18 protein-coding genes are annotated in these 19652 nt (G+C 71.3%); 6 read left to right on the top strand and 12 right to left on the bottom strand.

The window, feature by feature from the left end:
* Positions 1-40: 40 nt before the first annotated feature.
* Complete coding sequence (locus ACWBNA_RS33620; protein ID WP_482708289.1) at positions 41-2839, bottom strand: penicillin acylase family protein; 2799 nt, start codon at positions 2837-2839, stop codon at positions 41-43.
* Between the two features lie 220 nt (positions 2840-3059).
* Between ACWBNA_RS33620 and ACWBNA_RS33625 the strand changes: the two genes are divergently transcribed.
* Positions 3060-3662: a hypothetical protein gene (locus tag ACWBNA_RS33625; RefSeq protein ID WP_482708290.1), complete on the top strand. Its 603-nt coding sequence runs from the start codon at positions 3060-3062 to the stop codon at positions 3660-3662.
* 98 nt (positions 3663-3760) lie between these two features.
* A complete protein-coding gene (locus tag ACWBNA_RS33630; protein WP_482708291.1) occupies positions 3761-4489 on the top strand; it encodes a 3-keto-5-aminohexanoate cleavage protein in 729 nt (242 codons plus the stop codon).
* A gap of 111 nt (positions 4490-4600) precedes the next feature.
* On the opposite strand, the gene soxR is transcribed toward ACWBNA_RS33630, so the two are convergent.
* A complete protein-coding gene (gene soxR, locus ACWBNA_RS33635; RefSeq protein ID WP_482708292.1) occupies positions 4601-5074 on the bottom strand; it encodes a redox-sensitive transcriptional activator SoxR in 474 nt (157 codons plus the stop codon).
* Between the two features lie 103 nt (positions 5075-5177).
* Here soxR and ACWBNA_RS33640 point away from each other — a divergent pair, with 103 nt between their 5' ends.
* Positions 5178-5639, top strand: a complete 462-nt coding sequence (locus ACWBNA_RS33640) for a MaoC family dehydratase (RefSeq protein ID WP_482708293.1) — start codon at positions 5178-5180, stop codon at positions 5637-5639.
* A 67-nt stretch (positions 5640-5706) separates the two neighbouring features.
* Here ACWBNA_RS33640 and ACWBNA_RS33645 read toward each other — a convergent pair whose 3' ends face one another.
* The 3 genes from ACWBNA_RS33645 to ACWBNA_RS33655 all read right to left on the bottom strand — a co-directional run bounded on the left by ACWBNA_RS33645 (position 5707) and on the right by ACWBNA_RS33655 (position 7917).
* Positions 5707-6330: a TetR/AcrR family transcriptional regulator gene (locus tag ACWBNA_RS33645; RefSeq protein ID WP_482708294.1), complete on the bottom strand. Its 624-nt coding sequence runs from the start codon at positions 6328-6330 to the stop codon at positions 5707-5709.
* Positions 6331-6400: 70 nt separating this feature from the next.
* A complete protein-coding gene (locus ACWBNA_RS33650) occupies positions 6401-6688 on the bottom strand; it encodes a YiaA/YiaB family inner membrane protein (RefSeq protein WP_383877036.1) in 288 nt (95 codons plus the stop codon).
* A 77-nt stretch (positions 6689-6765) separates the two neighbouring features.
* A complete protein-coding gene (locus ACWBNA_RS33655) occupies positions 6766-7917 on the bottom strand; it encodes an acyl-CoA dehydrogenase family protein (RefSeq protein ID WP_482708295.1) in 1152 nt (383 codons plus the stop codon).
* A 99-nt stretch (positions 7918-8016) separates the two neighbouring features.
* Here ACWBNA_RS33655 and ACWBNA_RS33660 point away from each other — a divergent pair, with 99 nt between their 5' ends.
* The 3 genes from ACWBNA_RS33660 to ACWBNA_RS33670 all read left to right on the top strand — a co-directional run bounded on the left by ACWBNA_RS33660 (position 8017) and on the right by ACWBNA_RS33670 (position 10564).
* Positions 8017-8658, top strand: a complete 642-nt coding sequence (locus ACWBNA_RS33660) for a TetR/AcrR family transcriptional regulator (RefSeq protein ID WP_482708296.1) — start codon at positions 8017-8019, stop codon at positions 8656-8658.
* 46 nt (positions 8659-8704) lie between these two features.
* Complete coding sequence (locus tag ACWBNA_RS33665) at positions 8705-9418, top strand: ArsR/SmtB family transcription factor (protein WP_482708297.1); 714 nt, start codon at positions 8705-8707, stop codon at positions 9416-9418.
* Between the two features lie 150 nt (positions 9419-9568).
* A complete protein-coding gene (locus ACWBNA_RS33670) occupies positions 9569-10564 on the top strand; it encodes a DMT family transporter (protein WP_482708353.1) in 996 nt (331 codons plus the stop codon).
* On the opposite strand, the gene ACWBNA_RS33675 is transcribed toward ACWBNA_RS33670, so the two are convergent.
* From ACWBNA_RS33675 to ACWBNA_RS33705, 7 genes are all read right to left on the bottom strand, one after another.
* Positions 10556-11878, bottom strand: a complete 1323-nt coding sequence (locus tag ACWBNA_RS33675) for an MFS transporter (RefSeq protein ID WP_482708298.1) — start codon at positions 11876-11878, stop codon at positions 10556-10558. The genes ACWBNA_RS33670 and ACWBNA_RS33675 overlap by 9 nt on opposite strands.
* Before the next feature lie 217 nt (positions 11879-12095).
* Entirely contained in the window at positions 12096-13178 is a 1083-nt protein-coding gene (locus ACWBNA_RS33680) for a Zn-dependent alcohol dehydrogenase (protein WP_482708299.1), read from the bottom strand.
* Positions 13179-13189: 11 nt separating this feature from the next.
* Positions 13190-14578: an aldehyde dehydrogenase family protein gene (locus ACWBNA_RS33685; protein WP_482708301.1), complete on the bottom strand. Its 1389-nt coding sequence runs from the start codon at positions 14576-14578 to the stop codon at positions 13190-13192.
* Positions 14579-14909: 331 nt separating this feature from the next.
* Positions 14910-16247 (bottom strand): ABC transporter ATP-binding protein, encoded by a 1338-nt coding sequence (locus tag ACWBNA_RS33690; protein ID WP_482708302.1) that lies wholly within the window; start codon positions 16245-16247, stop codon positions 14910-14912.
* Positions 16248-16422: 175 nt separating this feature from the next.
* Positions 16423-16881: a class F sortase gene (locus ACWBNA_RS33695; protein WP_482708303.1), complete on the bottom strand. Its 459-nt coding sequence runs from the start codon at positions 16879-16881 to the stop codon at positions 16423-16425.
* A gap of 66 nt (positions 16882-16947) precedes the next feature.
* A complete protein-coding gene (locus tag ACWBNA_RS33700; protein ID WP_482708304.1) occupies positions 16948-18186 on the bottom strand; it encodes an MFS transporter in 1239 nt (412 codons plus the stop codon).
* 36 nt (positions 18187-18222) lie between these two features.
* Positions 18223-19629, bottom strand: coding sequence for a CitMHS family transporter (locus ACWBNA_RS33705; protein ID WP_482708305.1), 1407 nt, complete (start codon positions 19627-19629; stop codon positions 18223-18225).
* Positions 19630-19652 lie beyond the last annotated feature (23 nt).

Raw genomic sequence — 19652 nt, forward strand, 5'->3', positions numbered from 1 at the left:
GGCGGCGGGCCGCATCCGCCGGCCCGCCGCCACCGGTGACCTACCGGTGTGACGTGAACTCCACGACCTGCTGGAACGTCGGCCGGTTCTGCCAGCTGATGTTGCCGTGCTTGATGCCGCCCAGCGTGCGCTGGACGATCGAGTCGGCGCACCACTGGTCGCCCGCCGCGCACAGGCCGTCACCGGGGTAGACCTGGGCGGCGGTCCTGCCGGAGGCCGCCTTCAGGGTGCTGACGAGGACGTCCCGGCAGGCGGTGAGGCTGCCGCCGCCGCAGTACTTCCGCGCGAGCGGGCCCTGGACCGACTCGCCGAGCACGGCCCGGATGTCCTTGTCCACGTAGCTCCACCAGCCGTACTGGAAGGAACTTCCGGCGTGCGCGCCGGTGGGGCCGTGGGCGGCCGACGGGGTCTCGTCGACGGGCAGGTTGTGGGTGAACGCCGTGTACAGGTCGCTGCCGAGGCCCGGTTCGAACTCCGCCTTCACCAGCAGCGGCCACCACGCGTCCAGGATGCGGATCGCGTCGGCGTCGGCGTACTTCTTCGAACCGGCCGTCGTCTCCGTGCGCTTGGTGCCTGCCGTCACCCACGCCTGGAGCTTGCTCACCGCCGCCGCGGCCGTCGAGTCGGTCACCGGCGAACTGTTGACCACCTTCAGGAGGTCGGGCAGCACGTCCTGTGCCCTGAGGTCGGCCAGTGCGGCGTCGGCCATGGCCTTCACCAGCGAGGCCCGGGTGACCCCGCCGGCGGCGACCAGCTTCTTCACCCGGTCGTCGAGGAGATTGCCGCGGTGGACCGAGCCGTCGCCCCAGGAGGCGGTCGTGTAGTCCTTGGCCTGCTTGTTGTTCCAGCTGACGTAGTAGTCCTGGTCGATCGAGTTGGGGTGCGCCGAGGGCGGCGTGTACTGCGCCGTGTTCGTCGACGGGTCCCAGTTCCGCCACTCGTACCCCGGCCGCGCCCACACCGGGAACTCCGCGTCGACGCCGGCCGCGCGCACCGGGTTGTCGCCGCTGTTGTAGTAGGCGGTGTGTGCGGAGTCGGCGTAGAACCAGTTGAAGGTGTAGTTGATGTGCTGCACCGCGCTCTGGAAGGTCTGCGGGCTGTTCACGTAGTCCGGGTCGTTCAGCATCTGGAAGCCGATGATCGAGTCGGCCTCGTGCATGAAGGAGGAGCGCAGGGTGGTGTAGGCGACCTTCTTGCCGCCGACCGTGGCGCGGTACTCCACAGGGCCGTACTTCGTACGCCACACCCGCATCGTGTACGAGCCGGCCGCGGTGCCGTCGGCCGTGGTCGGGGTCCAGGCGTTCTTCTGCTCGATCTTCTCCATCGCCGTGCAGGTGCCGCGGTAGAGGTAGTGGTAGTCGTCCTGGCACAGCTCGACGGCGTACGAGTCGATGATGTCCTGGCCGGAGGTGGTGGCGCTCCACGCGTAGTCCTGGCCGCGGCCGAGCTCGACGTACATGCTCAGACCCGCGAAGGAGGCGCCGCGGGCGCTGAGGCCTGGGCCCTGGATCTCCTGGAGCATGAGCAGCTGCGGGGCGAAGTAGCCGGTCTGCGGGCCGAACACGGCGACCGGGTTGCCGCTCGCGGTGTGCTCGCCGCTCACCACGAGGGCGTTGGACATGCCCCGCTTGGCCGAGGTGAGGGCAGTCTTCGCGGCCGTGACGGAGGCGCCGGTGGCGCTGGACGCGGCCGCGCTGCCCGTACGGTCGTGGACCAGCTGTTCCTCGGCCACCGAACCGGCGTCGGGCAGGGCCTCGCCCTGCGGGTCGGCGGGCGCGGACGCGTAGGGGAAGCTGCCGTCGTGGACGGTGAGGACCGCCTCGGGGTCGTTGCGCTCGCGGAAGGACTCCCAGACCTTGGTGCCCTCGCTCACCCCGTACTTCTGTTGCGCGGCGAGCAGCGACAGCGCGTTGTTCACCTCGCCGCCGCCCCCGGAGCCGAAGAGCGCGCCGATGACGGCGGCCAGCGCGACCAGGTCGGTGGGCTTGAAGCGGTCGATCGTGCCGGCGTTGGTGACGGAGTCCTTGTGGCCGGTCAGGACGTACTCGCCCGGGAAGGAGCGGCCGCTGTCGGCGGCGTCGATGTAGGCGTTGATGCCGGCGACGTAGGCGTTGACGTCGTCCAGGGCCTGCCTGCCGCGGGCTCCGTTCGTGGCGACCGCGTTGTCGATCTGGGCCTGGAGATCGGCCTCGGTGTACGGGGCGGTGCGCCAGAACTGCTGTTCCAGGCCCTGGTTGGAGGGGTCGCCGCCGGCGAAGGGAGTCAGCTGACCGCGTCCGACGTGACGGAAGACATCCATGAGCCACAGCCGGTCCTCAGCCGCGGCATAGCCCGCTCCGAACTCCGTGCCGTATCTGGTGGTACCGGTGATGTGCGGTACGCCCGTCTTCTTGTCGCGGACGATCGTCACGTCGCCGCGACCGGCGGGCTTGACCGTGGAGGCGACTTGATCGGCAGAGACCCCGAAAGACGCGTCGTTGAAGAAGTTGTTGATGCTGGCGTTGGTGAGCGCGGGATAGCCCTTCGCCAGGTTGGCGTACGGGCCGAGCTGGTCCTCGGCGTGGTCGGGCTGGGAGCCGAATGCCTGGTTGAGCAGGATCTGCGCGAGGGTGGCGTTGCCGTTCTGGCCCGGCGGCAGGATGTCGGAACACCGGCCGCCGCAGTGGTCGTTGGCCGCGGCCGCACTCACCGCCCCGGTGTCCGCAGCCGCGGCCGTCTGGGAAAGCGGCGACAAAAGACCGGCGATCAGGATGCATACGGTTGCGGACTTCAGGAACCCGGGGAATCTGCCGGGAGTTCTCAGTCTGTCGAGGGCGGTGCGTGAGGTGCGCCGTGACATGGCAGCTCCTACCGACGGGGGTGGGCCGGACGTTACCGCCGGTATCCCCGGGATTGAAGATGAACATGCGTCACTTTTCAGAGTCGGTGGCATCGCTTATGGGAGTCATCGGAAATCGGATGGAGCCAAATCGCTTGTCGATACGTCTATTCGGCGACGTCCGAGCGACGACGCCGAAGTGACCGAAGTACAGCTGCAGGTGTGACGGAGGTGCAGGGCGATGGCCGGTTTCCGGAGTCTGGCGAGACAGGTGCGCGATCCGCGGTGCGATCTGGCGCTCCGGCGTTATTCGCTGCGCAAGTGCCTTGAACGGTTCGCTCCTTACGGACACAGGGCGACCTGGGACCATTTGTGCTCCCGGGCCGGGTTCGGTCCCGAGGACCGGTCCCCCGACCCAGCGCGGCTCGTGGCCGCACTGGAGGAGTTGGAAGAGGCGCGTTCGGTCTGGCTGGCCTACGAGGTCGAGTTCGCCGAGCGACGCAAGAAGGAGAAGCACGACGGGCTGCGCAGGCCCGGCACCGTGGACGACTGGCACCGGCTGACCTGGGGCGGCTTCGGAGTCGCCTGGTGCGACGACCCACGGGTCCACCCGCACGAACCGCTGGCGGAGGTACTGCGCCGGCTGATCTCCGCCCTGGAGCGGGAGCCGGGCGCCGAGTGCCCGGTGTGCGGCGGGGAGCGCCTCGTCTGGAAGTACGAACTGGACCACGAACCCTCCACCGGTCCGGTCTGCACGGACTGCGGGATTCTCGTACCGCGGCCCGTTCTCACGCCCGAGGCCCTGGCGGACGCCAGGCGCGGACGGTTGCTCGTGTCGGCCTGACCGAACTGACCGAAGAGAACCCAGGAACCGTGCGTGCGGGGGTGCGCCGGGGATGCCGCACCCCCTGTTTTGTCAGAGGTGCCTGGCACCATCGACACATGGTGCAGGTATGTCTGAACGGGCCCCGAGGGGCCGCCGACGGTGCGATGGTGCCGCTCACGCCGCAGGCGTCGGCCGAGTCCGCGGCCGAAGCCGTCGCGGCCGGGGCCACGGACGTCCATGTCCATCCCAAGACACCCTGCGGTCAGGACAGCCTGTCGCCGCGCGTGGTCGCGGCGACGCTCGAGGCGATACGGGCGCGGGTGCCGGTGCCGGTCGGTGTGACCACGGGTGCCTGGGCCGAACCGGATCCGGCGGCCCGCGTGGACCGCGTCCGCGCCTGGACCGTGCTGCCCGACCACGCCTCGGTCAACTGGCACGAGCCGGGCGCCGAGGAGGTCGCCGCCGCCCTGATCGACCTCGGGGTGGGCGTGGAGGCGGGGATCTGGTCGGGTACGGACGCGGCGGCGAGGTTCGCCGTCTCACCGCTCGGCCCGAAGGTGCTGCGGGTCCTCGCGGAGGTGACGGACCCGGAACCCGAGACGGTCGAGGACACCGCACGTGCGCTGCTGGCCGACCTGGGCTCCGCGCACGGCCGCCCGGTGCTGCTGCACGGTGAGGACGCGAGCGCGTGGCCGGTGCTGCGACTGGCCGGGCGGCTGGGGCTGGCGACCCGAGTGGGCCTGGAGGACACCCTGACTCTCCCCGACGGGCAACGGGCCCTGTCCAACGCCCAGTTGGTGACGGAGGGGCTGGTCCAGTACGGGTGGGGCCGGCGCTCCGCGTAGGACGAGGGCGGGGGCCGGCGCCCCGCGTAGGACGAGGGTGAGGGCCGACCCTCCGCGTAGAACGAGGGCGGGGGCCGGCGCTCCGCGTAGAACGAGGGCGGGGGCCGGCGACTACGCCGACCGGTCGCTCCTCTGCTCCGCCATCAGCCTCGATCCCGTCAGCCGTTCGCCGAAGACGTCGTCCGGGTTGGACAGGACGCAGGTGTCCAGGGAGAGGCAGCCGCAGCCGATGCAGTCGGTGAGGTGGTCGCGCAGGCGGTTGAGTTGTTTGATGCGTTCGTCGAGTTCGGAGCGCCAGGCCTCGGAGAGGCGGGCCCAGTCCTCGCGGGTGGGGGTACGTTCCTCGGGCAGCTCGGCGAGGGCCTCGCGGATCGTGGCCAGCGGGATGCCCACGCGCTGGGCGGCACGGACGAAGGCGACCCTGCGCAGGGCGTCCCGGGAGTAGCGGCGTTGGTTGCCCGTGGTGCGGCGGCTGCTGATCAGGCCCTTGGACTCGTAGAAGTGCAGGGCGGAGACGGCGGCGCCGCTGCGCGCGGCGAGCTGGCCCACCGTGAGCTCATGGATCTTCTCGGGAATCTGGGGCACCCCTCGAAGCCTACCCACCCCGTCATCGCGCCCGTCCGTTGACATGGGGTGCGCGGCCGACCATGCTAAGCAGTCGCTTAGACATCACATGAGAGGCCGGGCCATGACAGAGCCGAGGATCTTCACGTCCGTCGACGACCTGAAGGCGGCGGTGGGCGAGCAGCTGGGGTACACCGAGTGGCTGGAGGTCGACCAGAAGCGGATCGACCTGTTCGCGGAGGCGACCGGCGACCACCAGTGGATCCACGTCGATCCCGAGAAGGCGGCCGCGGGGCCGTTCGGCACGACCATCGCGCACGGCTACCTCACGCTGTCGCTCCTGCCCCTCTTCGCACCGCAGCTGATCAAGGTCGAGGGCGTGAAGATGGGCGTCAACTACGGGTCGAACAAGGTCCGTTTCCCCGCCCCGGTCCCGGTCGGCTCCCGGCTGCGGGCCACCGCCACGATCACCGGCGTCGACGACGTCCCCGGCGGCGTCCAGGTGAGCGTCGCCTTCACGGTGGAGCGCGAGGGCGGCGACAAGCCGGTGTGCGTCGCGGAGTCCGTCTCGCGGTACTACGTCTAGGCGGTACCGCGTCCCGCCGCCCAGGCGGTACCACGTCCCGTACGTCCGGTGCCCGTCCGGCGGACGGCTACTTCGCCCCCACCATGCGCAGCACGAGGTCGGCATAGAGCTCGCCGACCTCGTCCGGCGTCCGGGGGCCGTCGACGTTGAACCAGCGGGCCACGTCGATGCACAGGGACAGCACGGCGAGCGTGGTCCCGTGGACGTCCAGGACGTCGAACTCGCCCGTCGCCACGCCGTCCTCGATGATCGAGCGCACCTCGGCGTCGACCTGGCGGCGCAGGTCGAGGATCTCGGCGCGGGCGTCCGGGCCGAGGGAGTCGAGTTCGTACTGCACGACGCGCGCGGTGGTACGGCCGCCCGCGTGCCAGCGGACGAAGGAGCTGACCGCGTCGGCCAGCCGCTCGGTCGCGCTGCCCTCGCCGCGGGCCGCCACGCGCAGGATGTCCACGGCCTTCTCGTGGCCGATCCTGCTGATGCGGTGGAGGAGTTCCTCCTTGGTCTTGTAGTGGATGTAGAGCGCGGCCGGGCTCATGCCGGCGCGGCCCGCGATGTCGCGGGTCGTCGTGGCGTGGTAGCCGCGCTCGGCGAAGGCCTCCACCGCGGCGACGAGCAGCCTCCGGGCCGCGTCGGGCGTGACCTCGCCCCACGCCGACGTCTCGCCGCCGGCCGTCTCCTCCGCCGTACTCATCACTGGCCCCTCTCCACTGGCACGACCCTCACCATACCGCCGAAGGTGAGCGAGCGCTTAGTGTGGCCGCTCAGAGCTTCTCGAAGGGGTCGTGCTCGGCGAGCAGCTTCTCCAGCCGGGCCTGGTCGACCCGGCTGACGATCTGGCCGGCCTCCTGGCGGTCCCGGACCACCTTCGCCAGGGTGAAGGCGGAGGTCACCAGGTACAGGACGGCGATCGCCAGGAAGCCACGCACCCAGGCGTCGCCGTGAAGGTTGTAGATGCCGACGGCCGTGGCCGCCATGGCGACCCCGAAGGACGCGACGGCCTGCCCGTAGAAGGCCGCCGTACTCTGCTGCTTGACCGATGTGTCACTCATGGGGACAAGGATCGGCGGACGCGGCCCGTGCCACATCCGCCGAGGTACTCAGGGACGTACTCAGAACCGGCAAGCCCTCAGAACGCCGAAACCCCCGTCAGCGCCCGCCCGATGACCAGTTTCTGGATCTGGCTGGTGCCCTCGTAGAGGGTCATCACGCGGGCGTCGCGCAGGAGTTTGCCCGCCGGGTACTCGTCGATGTAGCCGTAGCCGCCGAAGACCTGCAGGGCGTTGTTCGCGGCGCGGACGGCCGCTTCCGAGGCGAAGAGCTTGGCCTTGGAGGACTCGGTGGCGAAGGGCAGGCCGCGGTCGATCAGGTCGGCGACCCGCCAGGTCAGCAGGCGGGCGGCGTCCACGTCGACGGCGATGTCGCTGATCAGTTCCTGGACGAGCTGGTGGTGGGCGATGGTCTTGCCGAACTGCTCGCGCTCCCCCGCGTACCGGACGGCCACGTCCAGCGCGGCCTGGGCGATGCCGACGCAGCCCGCGGCCACCGACATCCGCCCCTTGGCCAGGGCCGACATGGCCACCGAGAAACCCTTGCCCTCGGGAGCCAGCAGCGCGGAAGCCGGGATGCGCACGTCCTCGAGGACCAGCTCCGCGGTCGCCTGGCCGCGCAGGCCGAGCTTGCCGTGGATGGTGCGGCGGGACAGGCCGGGGGTGTCGGCCGGGACGAGGAAGGCGGAGACGCCCTGGTGGCCGGGGGCGTCGGTGGAACGGGCGAACAGGAGCACGACGTCGGCCCAGGTGCCGTTCGTGATGAACATCTTGGTGCCGTTGATGACGTACTCGTCGCCGTCACGCACCGCGCGCGTGGTGAGGTTGCCGGCGTCGGAGCCGGTGCCCGGCTCGGTCAGGCCGAAGCAGCCGACGTACGCGCCGGAGGTGAGGCCCGGCAGCCAGCGCCGCTTGTGCTCCTCGCTCCCCCAGGCGGCGATGGTCTTGGCGACCAGTCCGAGCGAGACGGAGACGATGCCGCGCACGGACGAGTCACCGCGGCCGAGCTCCTCCGTGACCAGGCAGTACGCGAGGTGGTCGCCACCCGAGCCGCCGTACTCCTCGTCGATGGTCAGGCCCAGGAAGCCGACCTCGCCGAGCTTCTTGACGATCGACCGGTCGACCTCCTCGGCGCGGTCCCAGTCGATGACGTGGGGGACGATCTCGCGGTCCACGAAGTCCTTGGCGAGCCGCCGTACGGCGGTCTGCTCCTCGCTGAGCTCCAGGTTCATGCCGAGTCACCCCACTGAAGACCACGGATGACGGCCTTTGAAGACCGCACCTTTAAATTAGCACTGCTAGTTTCTTCTCGCAGCCCTACTATGTGCGCCATGGCCCGACCGCGCAAGCCCTTGCTGAGCACCGACCGGATCGTCGAGACCGCGCGGGTGCTCGTGGACGCGGAAGGCCTGGCGGCCGTCTCGACGCGTCGGCTCGCCGCCGAACTGGGGGTCAGCGGCCCCTCGCTGTACAACCACTTCCGCACCAAGGACGAGATCCTGGAGGCGGTCGCCGACTCGGTGAGCGCGCAGGTCGACCTGTCGATGTTCGAGGACGGCCGGGACTGGCGGACCGCGCTGCACGACTGGGCGCTCTCCTACCGGGCGGCCCTGCGCGACCACCCGAACATCGTCCCGGTGCTGGCCCGCGGCCCCGGCCGCCGCCCGGCCGGACTCCGCCTCGCCGACGCCGTCTACGGCGCGATGGTCGCGGCCGACTGGCCGCCGGCGCAGGCCACCTCCATCGGCGCGCTGATGCGGTACTTCGTCATGGGCTCGGCGCTCGGTTCCTTCGCCGGCGGCTTCGTGGACGACGCGAGCGCGTACGACCCCGCCGACTATCCCCACCTCGGACAGGCCCACCTCCTCGCCGAGCAGCAGGAGAAGATCGACGAGCGGGCCTTCGAGACGGGCCTGACGGCACTGCTGGACGGGCTGGCGCAGCAGTACGAGCAGGTCAGGCGGACGTCCTAGGACACTTCGGTGGGCGCCGAACCGTCCGTGTCCCATGCTGGGGCACATGACCTCGAAGGACCCACGGGCGTCCCGGCTGGCCCGTCTCGCCGGTCTCGTCGCCGACGAGACCCGGGCCACGTGTCTGCTCGCACTGCTGGACGGGCGGGCATGGACCGCCGGTGAGCTGGCACGGCACGCGGGCGTGGCCGCGTCGACCCTGAGCGAACACCTGGGCAAGCTCGTCGCGGGCGGGCTGCTCGCCGAGGAACGCCAGGGTCGGCACCGGTACGTACGGCTGGCCGACGCGCGGATCGCCCAGCTGGTGGAGGACCTCGCCGCGCAGGTGGCCCCGGGCGGTGCCGCCGTACGGCCACGCAACCTGGGCGAGGCCGGTGCGAAGTCGGCGATGGCCCGGGGCCGCACCTGCTACGACCACCTCGCCGGGCGGCTCGGCATCGCGATCACCGACGCTCTGACCGCGCGTGAACTGCTGTCCCAGGACACCGGGTTCGCGCTCACGGACACGGGAGTCGGCTGGTTCGACGCCGCCGGGATCCGCCTCGACCGGACGAGCCGCCGCCCCCTCGCCCGCGCCTGCCTCGACTGGACCGAACGCCGTCCCCACCTCGCGGGCGTCGCGGGCGCGGCCCTGTGCCGGCACGCCCTGGACGCCGGCTGGTGCGTGCGCATCGGCTCCGAACGGGCGGTGAAGGTGACGGCGACGGGTGAGCGGGCCCTGTCGAAGCTGCTCGGGATCGAGGCCGGGGCGCTGCGCTGACCTCGTACGTTGTCCGTACGGCGCCCGTCTCGGCGGTGGCGTCGGGCCGGCACTTCGGCCCGCCCCGGTCCGCGGCCGTACGCCCGCTCAACGTCATGCCCGAAATCCGCGAGACTCCTGACCCTTCCCCCTCCTAACCTCTGGAGCATGATGAACCACTCCCCCTCGCCCTCCCGCCCGGGCCGCCGCGCGGAGCTGCTCGCCGCCGGCGCCGCCACGGTCACCGTGGTGCTGTGGGCCTCCGCCTTCGTGTCGATCCGCAGTGCGGGGGCCGCGTACTCGCCGGGTGCGCTGGCGCTCGGGCGGCTGTTGACCGGAGCGCTGGCGCTGGGGGTGATCTGTCTCCTGCGGCGGGAGGGGTGGCCGCCGCGGGCGGCGTGGCGAGGGATCGCGATATCCGGGGTGCTGTGGTTCGGCTTCTACATGGTGGCCCTGAACTGGGGCGAGCAGCAGGTGGACGCCGGTACGGCCGCCCTGGTCGTGAACATCGGGCCGATCCTCGTCGCCCTGCTCGGCGCGCGGCTGCTGGGGGACGTCATGCCGCCACGGCTCCTGGCGGGGATGGCGGTGTCGTTCGCGGGTGCGGTGACGGTCGGGCTGTCGATGGCGGGTGAGGGCGGGTCGTCGGTGCTCGGCGTGGTGCTGTGCCTGCTCGCCGCGGTCGGCTACGCGAGCGGTGTCGTAGCGCAGAAGCCCGCCCTCGGCCGGGCGAGCGTGCTGCAGGTGACGACGTTCGGATGTCTGGTCGGAGCCGTGGTGTGTCTGCCGTTCGCCGGTCAGCTCGTCCACGAGGCCGCCGACGCGCCGGTCTCGGCGACCCTCAACATCGTCTACCTGGGCGTGTTCCCGACCGCGCTGGCCTTCACCACGTGGGCCTACGCCCTGGCCCGTACGACCGCCAGCCGGATGGGCGCGACGACGTACGCGGTGCCCGCCCTGGTCGTGTTGATGTCGTGGGTGGCGCTCGGCGAGGTGCCGGGGCTGCTCACGCTCGGCGGCGGTCTGCTGTGCCTGGCCGGGGTCGCGGTGTCGCGCTCGCGCGCCTCGGGGACCGCGGTCGCGGCTCCGGGACCGGTCCCGGAGCCGGAGATGGAGCCGGAGTTGGAGCCGGAGCCGCGGTCGGAGAAGGCGTCCGGGTCAGCGTGAACGCGCCCGGTCCGCGAGGACCTTGATGGAGAGCAGGGAGATCACGGCGAGCCCGATGATGTAGCCGGAGACCGCCATCGAGGTGCCCGTGGCCTCCAGGAGCAGCACCATCAGGAAGGGCGCGAGCCCGCCGCCGAACACGGCCGCGATCTGGTATCCGAGAGAGGCGCCGGTGTAGCGCATCTCGGGGGTGAACAGTTCGGCGAACAGGGCGGCCTGGGGGCCGTACATGATGCTCAGGAAGCAGCTGGCGACGAAGGTGCCGACCGCGAGCCACAGCAGCGAACCGGTGTCGATCAGCAGGAACATCGGTACGGCCCACAACGCGATGCCGGCCGCGCCGAAGGCGTAGATCCGGATGCGGCCGACGCGGTCGGAGAGCGCGGCGGAGGCCGGGATCAGCACGAGCTGGGTGAGGCTGACGCAGAGCGAGACGGTGAGCACCGCGCCGCGGTTCATGTCGAGCTCGCGGGTCGTGTAGTCGAGGACACCGGTGATGAGGATGTAGAAGGTCGCGGTGTTCACGGCGAAGGAGCCGCCGGCCAGGAGCACCGTGCCGAGGTGGCCGCGCAGGATCGTGCGCAGCGGGGAGCTCTGCTCGGCCTTCTCCTTCTGTGCGAGTGCCTTCTCGGCCTCCCGGAACTCGGGGGTCTCCTCGACCTTGGTGTGGATGTACCAGGCGAGGACGAGCACGAACAGACCGATGAGGAACGGGACCCGCCAGGCCCACGCGGCGAACTCGCCGTCCGTGGTGAACGAGCCGGCCAGCAGGAAGACCGAGTTGGCCGTCACCACGCCGATGGGGACGCCGAGCTGGACGACGCTGCCGTAGACACCGCGCTTGCCCTCGGGGGCGTACTCGGTGGCCAGCAGCATGGCGCCGCCCCACTGCGCGCCGACCGCGACGCCCTGGAGGACGCGCAGGGCGACCAGCAGGATCGGGGCGGCGACGCCGATCGTGTCGTAGGTCGGGAGGAGGCCGATGCCGGTGGTGGCCAGGCCCATCAGCGTGAGGGCCAGGACCAGCATCGGCTTGCGGCCGCGTTTGTCGCCGATGTGTCCGGCGACGATGCCGCCGAGCGGCCGGGCGAGGAAGCCGACGGCGAAGGTGGCGAAGGCGGCGAGTACTCCGGCGCTGGAGCTGCCGGCCGGGAAGTAGAGATCGCCGAGGACGAGGGCGGCGGCGATGCCGAAGACGAAGTAGTCGTACCACTCGACGGCGGAGGCGAGCGCCGCCGCGGTGGCCACGCGGCGCCGGTTGCCGACGGCGGTCGCGGTGGGGGTGAGCGGCTGGGCGGAAGGTGCCGTGTCCATGCGTGCACACTCCGATGGGTGCGGGGACGGAACAGGGGGACGGAACGAACGAGCGGAACAGGGGGTGGCTCGGGTTCCGGGAACGTACTGACCGGACGGTATGGGCGTCAACGGGTCGCACACCAGGAGTTTTACCTGTACGTGGCACGGAGAACGGGCGCGGGCATGCCGCGGGCCCCGGTCCCGAACGGAGACCGGGGCGCGCGAAGGGGAGGCGCTAGAAGACCACCAGCGCCCTGCCGCCCTTCCCGGCCAGCATGTTCTCGAAGGCCGCCGGAATGCCCTCCAGGCCGATCCGTTCCGTCACCAGCGCGCCCAGGTCCAGGCGGCCCGCGCGGACGTGTTCGGCGAGGACGGGCAGGTCCCGGGCCGGGTCGGAGTTGCCGTAGACGCAGCCCGCCAGGGTCCGGCCCCAGTGGAAGAGCTCCAGGGCGTTGAAGGTGACCTGCTGGTCCTTGCCACCGATGCCGACGACCGTCGTACGGCCGCCGCGGCGGGTGGAGTCCCAGGCCGTGCGGATGGTGGACGCGCGGCCCACGCACTCGATGGCCACGTCGACGCCCTGCTTGCCGGTGAGGGCGCGGATCTCGCGGGCGGTGGTGTCGGAGGCCACCACGTAGTCCGTGGCGCCCGCGCCGCGCGCCAGCTCCTCCTTCGCCGGGGAGACGTCGACCGCGACGATCCTGGACGCGCCGGCGATCCGGGCCGCCTGGAGCGCGGCGAGGCCCACTCCCCCGACGCCGTACACCGCGACCGTCTCCCCCTCGTGGACCCGGGCCGAGTGGTGGACGGCGCCGTAGCCGGTGAGGACCGCGCAGCCGAGGAGAGCCGCGTCGGTGAGGGGGACGCCGTCCGGGACCGGCAGGACGCAGTTCGCGGGGACGACCGTCTCCTCGGCGAACGCGGCGACGTTCAGGCCGGGATGGAGGTCGGTGCCGTCGGACGCCCGACGGGCGTACACGTCGGCGGCGCCGTTCAGGGCGTTGGCGCACAGCCAGACCTCGCCGAGCGAGCAGGCGTGGCAGTCGCCGCAGGAAGGGGCCCAGTTGAGGACCACGTCGGCGCCGGGCGTGAGGTGCGTGACCCCTTCGCCGACGGCGACGACCGTGCCGGCGCCCTCGTGACCGAGGACGGCGGGGACGGGGACGCGCATGGTGCCGTCGGACAGGGACAGGTCGGAATGGCAGACCCCGGCGGCGGCGAGCCGGACGCGGACCTGGCCGGGGCCGGGGTCCGGCAGGTCGATCTCGGCGATCTCCAGAGGAGCGCCGACAGCGGGAAGTACGGCGGCACGAACCACGGGAACGCTCCTCAGAACTGCAGGGACTTGGTCTGGAGGTACTCGGCGAGACCGTGCGTGCCGAGTTCGCGGCCGACGCCCGACTGCTTGTAACCACCGAAGGGAGCAAGGGGGTTGAAGCGCCCGCCGTTGATGTCGACCTGTCCGGTCTCCAGGCGGCGCGCGAAGGCCACCGCCTCCTCCTCGTCACCGGCCCAGACGGCGCCCGCGAGGCCGTAGACCGTGCCGTTGGCGATGCGCAGGGCGTCCTCCTCGTCCTCGTAGCGCAGGATCGACAGGACCGGGCCGAAGATCTCCTCCTGGGCGACGGTCATGTCCGGGGTGACGTCCGCGAAGACGGTCGGGCTGACGAAGTAGCCCCGCTCGCGCGGGGATTCGGGTCCGCCCGCGACCAGGCGGGCGCCCTCGGCCACACCCTTCTCGATGTAACCGCGCACCCTCGCCTGCTGCTTGGCGTTGACGACCGGGCCGATGCGGTCGCCGTACTTCGCGGCGGCGGTGGCAGCCAGCTCGACGGCCTCGTCGTACCGCTCCCGGTGGACGAGCATCCGCGTCCAGGCGCTGCAGGTCTGTCCGGAGTTGGACATGACGTTGGCGACGCCGACGTTGACCGCCTTGGCCAGGTCCGCGCTCGGCAGGATGACGTTGGCGGACTTGCCGCCCAGTTCGAGGGCGACCTTCTTGATGGCGGCACCGGCGGTCGCACCGATCCGCCGGCCGACGGCCGTGGAGCCGGTGAAGGAGACCAGGTCGACGTCCGGATGTTCGGCCAGGGCCTGTCCGGCGACCGGACCGAGGCCGGTGACCAGGTTGAACACACCCGCCGGGACACCCGCCTCATGGACCGCCTCGGCGAAGAGCTGGGCGACGAGCGGGGTGTCCTCGGCGGGCTTGAGGACCACCGTGCAGCCCGCGGCCAGCGCCGGGGCGACCTTGGCGACGATCTGGTGCAGGGGGTAGTTCCAGGGCGTGATCGCGCCGACCACGCCGACGGGCTCGTGGTGGACGGTCGAGTTGCCGACCTTCTCCTCGAAGACGTGCGTCGCCGCCAGCTCGGCGTAGGAGCCGGCGACGGCGATCGGGACGGCCGCGTGCACGTTCTGCGAGAACTTCAGGGGCGAGCCCAGCTCGGCGGTGATCGTCTCGGCGATCTCCTCCTTGCGGGCGGCGAGGACGTCCCGGAGGGCGGCCAGGCGCGCGGCCCGCTCGGCGGGGGCGGTCGCGGCCCAGGCCGCCAGGGCGGCGCGGGCGGCCCCCACGGCGGCGTCGACGTCCTCCGCGGTGCCGGCCGGGACCCGGCCGACGACCTGCTCGTCGACCGGGTTCACGACCTCGATCGACTCCGGGCCGGCGGCGGGGCGCCACGCCCCGTCGATGTACATGCCGTCGTGTGCCTTCATCGTGCGTCCTCCCGGGCGGGGCTGCGTCGTCCACCACATAAACTAGCGGCGTTAGTTTTTGTGCGCCAGACATCTCGGGGGATCGGCGGGGACGTCACAGGGTCAGTGTGAGCCGAGAGCGGCTCTCTCGCCCCCGCCGCCCCTTCCCGTTCCCGACCTCGGGGGCTCCGCCCCCAAACCCCCGCTCCTCAAACGCCGGAGGGGCTGAATTTCAGCCCGTCCGGCGTTTGAGGACGAGCGCGAAGCGCGACATGGGGGTCTGGGGGCGCAGCCCCCAGGGACGGGACGGGAAGGGGCGGCGGGGGCGAAACAAACCCGGGAGCCGAGGGCGTCACTCGTCCAGGTCCGGCAGTCGCGCCGGGGCCGGGCAGATGCGTTCGCCGTGTTGGTCGAAGACGAACAGGTGGGCGATGTCGACGAGGAGGGGGATGTGCATGCCGCGGCGGAGGTCGATGTCGGGGGTGGTGCGGACGACGAGGTCGCCGGGGAGACGGGCTTCGGCGGGGGCGGTTTCGGGGGTCGGGTCGGCCGGGTCGTCCAGGACCACCACCGGGCCGGCGCGCAGCGCACCCGTCCGGTCCCGGAGGCGGTCCAGGACCGTGCCCTCGCGGCGGCGGCGCCTGGTCGGGCGGCTGGAGAGGCGCGGGGCCTCCAGTTCCGGTACGACGGCGGGGCGGGAGCCGGTGTTGAAGTGGACGAGGATCTCGTGGCCCTGGAACTCCACGTGCTCCACGAGCCCGCTGATCGCCACCTCGCCGGGTCGGGCGGCGGCCGGTTTGGCGATGCGCACCGCCTCCGAACGCAGGCCCACGATGACCTCACGGCCCTGCTGGACGCGGAGCAACTGGTGGTCGAGGGAGAGGGGTTCGGGCAGCCGCAGGTACTGCTTGCCGAGGCTGATGGTCATCGCGCCGTCCAGCGGGGCGCGGACCAGGCCGCGCAGGAGGTTGATGCGGGGGGTGCCGATGAAGGCGGCGACGAAGACGTTGCGGGGCAGTGCGTAGACCGTGCGCGGGGTGTCCAGTTGCTGGAGCACCCCGCCGCGCAGGACGGCGACCCGGTCGCCGAGCGACATGGCCTCGGCCTGGTCGTGGGTGACGTACACCGTGGTGACACCCAGCTGCCGGGTGAGTGCGGCGATCTCGGCGCGCAGATGGTTGCGGAGCTTGGCGTCCAGGTTGGACAGCGGTTCGTCCATCAGGAAGGCGGAGGGGTGCCGGGCGATCGCCCGGCCCATGGCGACGCGCTGGCGTTCGCCGCCGGAGAGCTGGCCGGGCAGGCGGTCGAGGAGGTCCTCGATGCCCAGCATGCGGGCGGTGGCGTCCACCCGCGGGTTCGGGTCCTCGCCCGGTGCCTCGATGCGCAGGGGGAAGCCGATGTTGCCGCGGCTCGTCATGTTCGGGTAGAGGGCGAAGTTCTGGAACACCATCGCCATGTCCCGCTCGGAGGGGATCAGGTCGTTGGCGTACTCGCCGTCGAGCAGCAGCTGCCCCTCGGTGATCTCCTCCAGGCCGGCGATCATTCTGAGCACGGTGGACTTGCCGCAGCCGGACGGACCGAGCAGCACGAGGAACTCACCGGGCGTGATGTCCAGCGACAGCCGGTCCACCACGCGGACGTCTCGCGTGTAGGTCTTGCTCACGTCGTGCAGAGAGATGGCGCGTGTCATGGCAGGTGCCCCCGGGGGCTCACTGAGCGAACGCTGGTGCTCCGCGGTCGGACGCCACGTGCGGGTCGTACGGGGCGTGTGGGTCACGGAAGCTAACGGATTGTGTGCGCCCGGGGAAGATACTTGGCGGGATCGAGACGCGTGGTCCATCTGGTGAGAAAGCGGACGGCCGGATTCAGCGGGGGCGAGCGGGCCTGTCCGGTTCGCGGATCTTGACGAGGTGGGCGAAGACGACGACGTTGCCCGGGTAGCCGGACCTGCGGTCGTAGGTGCCGCCGCAGGTGATCAGCCGCAGCTCGGGGCGGCCCCGGGCGCCGTACACCTCCCGGTCGGGGAAGTGCGCCTTCTCGTACTTCTTGATGGCGTCGACGGTGTAGACGGCGGTCCGCCCGTCGGCACGCCGGGCCTCGATCAGGCGGCCGGTCTTCAGTTCGGTGAGGCCCGCGAAGACGGCACGGCCGGTGTCCGCGTCGAGGTGGCCCACGGCGACGGCGGTCCCCTGTTCACCGGGTGACGGCCCGCCGTCGTACCAGCCCACCAGGTTCGGGTCGTCGTCCGGGGGCGCGGGCAGGCGCCGCTCACGGTCGAGGCGGAGGGCATGCAGGCTCCTCCGAGTCAGACGATTTTCATACAAATCGCATTGATCTGACTCTCTTTCACATCTGCCCCGTGGATCGTCGGAGCAGCGCCCCGCGTCCCGTCAGACATCCCTCTTCCGGTCCAGTGCGGCCTCCGCCCTGCGGGGCTCGGCGTCCGGCACCCGTCCCCCGGGCGGCCTGCCCGGCGACCGCAGTGCGACCCCCGAGGACAGCAGGAGCAGCGCGCCGAGCATCACGAACGGCGCGGCCACGCCCGCCATGCCCGCGATCAGGCCGGCCACGGCGGGCGCTGCCACCTGGCCGAGCCGGTTGCCGGTCAGGCGCAGGGCGAGGGCGGTGGAGCGGGCGCCGTCGGGCGCCGCCTGGACGACCGTCGTCATGGACAGCGGCTGTCCGACGCCGAGGCAGAAGCCGAGCGCGGCGAGGATCAGGGCCAGCCCCCACACCGGCACCGGCAGCGCGATGCCGGCGCACAGCACGGCCGCCAGCAGACAGGTGACGGTGAGCAGCACCGTCCGGCCCAGCAGCCGCAGCAGCGGCGTCAGCACCAGGCGGCAGGCGATCGTGGCCGCGGCGCGCAGGCTGAGCAGCAGGCCGATCACGGTCGGGGAGATGCCCCGGTGTTCGCCGACCACCGGGAGGTAGGCGGTGAGGATGTCGGTCGCGGACAGCACGGCGAGGCTGATGAAGATGCCCGCGGGTACGCCCCGGGCGCGCAGGATGCGCTGGACGGGGACGCGGTCGCCTGGTCCCGTTCGGGACTTGACCGTCGTACGGTCCTCGATGCGCCACAGCGACGTGAACGCGACCGCGGCTCCCGCACCCGCGACGAGCAGGGCCAGTGCGCTGGTGCCCGCCATGTCCCGGCCGCCGATCAGGGCGCCCGCCGCGATGGGGCCCACCAGCTGGCCGAGGGAGGCGCCGATGGTGAAGTGGCCGAAGTTGCGGTCCTGTTCGTGCGGGGCGGACTGGCGGGCCACGAGCGACTGGGCGCCGATCACGAAGCAGAGATGGCCGAGGCCCATGACTCCGCTCCACACCGCCATCGTCCACAGGGAGTTGGCGATGCCGCTCAGTGCGCAGCCGCCGGATATCAGGACGACGCCGACCGGCAGCAGGGGCGCGCAGCGGCCGTGGTCGGTGCGGCGGCCCAGTGGGACGGCGGCGAACAGCGGCAACAGGGCGTACACGCCCGCGATCACGCCGATCGCCCGCTCGTCCGCGCCCAGCGCGAGGGCCCGGTAGGACACGGCGGGCCGTGCCATCGACACCGCCCCCTGCGCGAAGCTGAAGGCGATGACGAGGCGGAGCAGCCAGCCGCGGTTCCCACCGGGCCTCAAGGTCGTTTCCTCCATGGAGAGTTGTCGACGGATCCGTCAGATGATCCCGAAGAGGATCCCTGCCCCGAGGATGATCAGGGATGTCAGCGCGGCCCACTTGACCACGAACCTGGTGTGGTCGCCGAACTCGACCTTGGCCATGCCGACCAGGACGTACACGGCCGGGACGAGCGGGCTCGACATGTGCAGCGGCTGGCCGACCAGCGAGGCGCGGGCCATCTCCAGCGGCGAGACGCCGTGCGCCGCGCCGGCTTCGGCGAGGACCGGGAGGACGCCGAAGTAGAAGCCGTCGTTGGACATGAAGTAGGTGAGCGGGAGACTCAGGACACCGGTGACGAGGGCCATGTGCGGGCCCATGCCCTCCGGGATGACGTCCACCATCCACTTGGCCATGCTGTCGACCATGCCGGTGCCCTGCAGGACGCCGGTGAAGACGGCGGCGGCGAAGACCATGCCGGAGACGTTGAGGACGTTGTCCGCGTGGGCGGCCAGGCGGGCCTTCTGGTCGGGGATGTGCGGGAAGTTCACGGTGAGCGCGAGCGCGGCGCCGATCAGGAACAGCACCGGGATCGGCAGGTACTCCATGATCATGGCGGTGAGCAGCACGACCGTGAGCAGGGCGTTGAACCAGAGGAGCTTGGGGCGCAGGGTGGCCCGGTTCTGGTCGAGGCCCTGGAAGTCGTCGTCGTCCTCGGCGTCGGTGCCGTAGCCGGCGCCGCCGGTGGGGGCCGGGGTCTTGGCGTCGCCGGAACCGCCCGCGCCGACCAGGACCGTCTCGGTCTCCTTCTCCTCGACCTTCTCCTCCACCAGGACCTCGCCCAGCGTCAGCACGCCCAGCCGCCTGCGCTCCCGCACACCGAGGACGTACGACAGGATGAAGACGCCGAGGAGGCCGACCAGCAGGGACGGGATCATCGGGACGAAGATGTCGCTGGCGTCCAGCTTGAGGGCGGTGGCGGCGCGGGCGGTGGGGCCGCCCCACGGCAACGTGTTCATCACGCCGTTGGCCATGGCGGCGACACCGGTCATCACGACCAGGCTCATCTTGAGGCGCTTGTACAGCGGGTACATCGCCGAGACCGTGATCATGAAGGTGGTCGAGCCGTCGCCGTCGAGCGAGACGATCGCGGCGAGTACCGCGGTGCCGACGACGATCCGCATCGGGTCGGCCTTCGCGAACTTCAGGATCCCGCGAACGACCGGGTCGAAGAGGCCGACGTCGATCATCACACCGAAGTAGACGATCGCGAACATGAGCATCGCCGCGGTGGGGGCGAGGCTGGTGACGCCGTCGATGACGTAGTCACCGAGCTTGGCGCCCTTTCCCACGAACACGCAGAAGAGTGCAGGGATCAGTACGAGCGCCGCGATCGGCGACATCTTCTTCATCATGATCAGGACCAGGAAGGTCGCGATCATGGCGAAGCCGAGGATGGTCAGCATGAGTGGATACCTAACGTTCGCCC

It is taken from the genome of Streptomyces sp. Q2 (genome assembly GCF_056820935.1).

What these genes read in the sequence shown, in the direction of transcription:
- ACWBNA_RS33620 (WP_482708289.1), bottom strand. Translation starts at nt 2,839, where the DNA reads ATGTCACGGCGCACCTCACGCACCGCCCTCGACAGACTGAGAACTCCC.
- ACWBNA_RS33625 (WP_482708290.1), top strand. Translation starts at nt 3,060, where the DNA reads ATGGCCGGTTTCCGGAGTCTGGCGAGACAGGTGCGCGATCCGCGGTGC.
- ACWBNA_RS33630 (WP_482708291.1), top strand. Translation starts at nt 3,761, where the DNA reads ATGGTGCAGGTATGTCTGAACGGGCCCCGAGGGGCCGCCGACGGTGCG.
- ACWBNA_RS33640 (WP_482708293.1), top strand. Translation starts at nt 5,178, where the DNA reads ATGACAGAGCCGAGGATCTTCACGTCCGTCGACGACCTGAAGGCGGCG.
- ACWBNA_RS33645 (WP_482708294.1), bottom strand. Translation starts at nt 6,330, where the DNA reads ATGAGTACGGCGGAGGAGACGGCCGGCGGCGAGACGTCGGCGTGGGGC.
- ACWBNA_RS33650 (WP_383877036.1), bottom strand. Translation starts at nt 6,688, where the DNA reads ATGAGTGACACATCGGTCAAGCAGCAGAGTACGGCGGCCTTCTACGGG.
- ACWBNA_RS33655 (WP_482708295.1), bottom strand. Translation starts at nt 7,917, where the DNA reads ATGAACCTGGAGCTCAGCGAGGAGCAGACCGCCGTACGGCGGCTCGCC.
- ACWBNA_RS33660 (WP_482708296.1), top strand. Translation starts at nt 8,017, where the DNA reads ATGGCCCGACCGCGCAAGCCCTTGCTGAGCACCGACCGGATCGTCGAG.
- ACWBNA_RS33665 (WP_482708297.1), top strand. Translation starts at nt 8,705, where the DNA reads ATGACCTCGAAGGACCCACGGGCGTCCCGGCTGGCCCGTCTCGCCGGT.
- ACWBNA_RS33670 (WP_482708353.1), top strand. Translation starts at nt 9,569, where the DNA reads ATGAACCACTCCCCCTCGCCCTCCCGCCCGGGCCGCCGCGCGGAGCTG.
- ACWBNA_RS33675 (WP_482708298.1), bottom strand. Translation starts at nt 11,878, where the DNA reads ATGGACACGGCACCTTCCGCCCAGCCGCTCACCCCCACCGCGACCGCC.
- ACWBNA_RS33685 (WP_482708301.1), bottom strand. Translation starts at nt 14,578, where the DNA reads ATGAAGGCACACGACGGCATGTACATCGACGGGGCGTGGCGCCCCGCC.
- ACWBNA_RS33690 (WP_482708302.1), bottom strand. Translation starts at nt 16,247, where the DNA reads ATGACACGCGCCATCTCTCTGCACGACGTGAGCAAGACCTACACGCGA.
- ACWBNA_RS33705 (WP_482708305.1), bottom strand. Translation starts at nt 19,629, where the DNA reads ATGCTGACCATCCTCGGCTTCGCCATGATCGCGACCTTCCTGGTCCTG.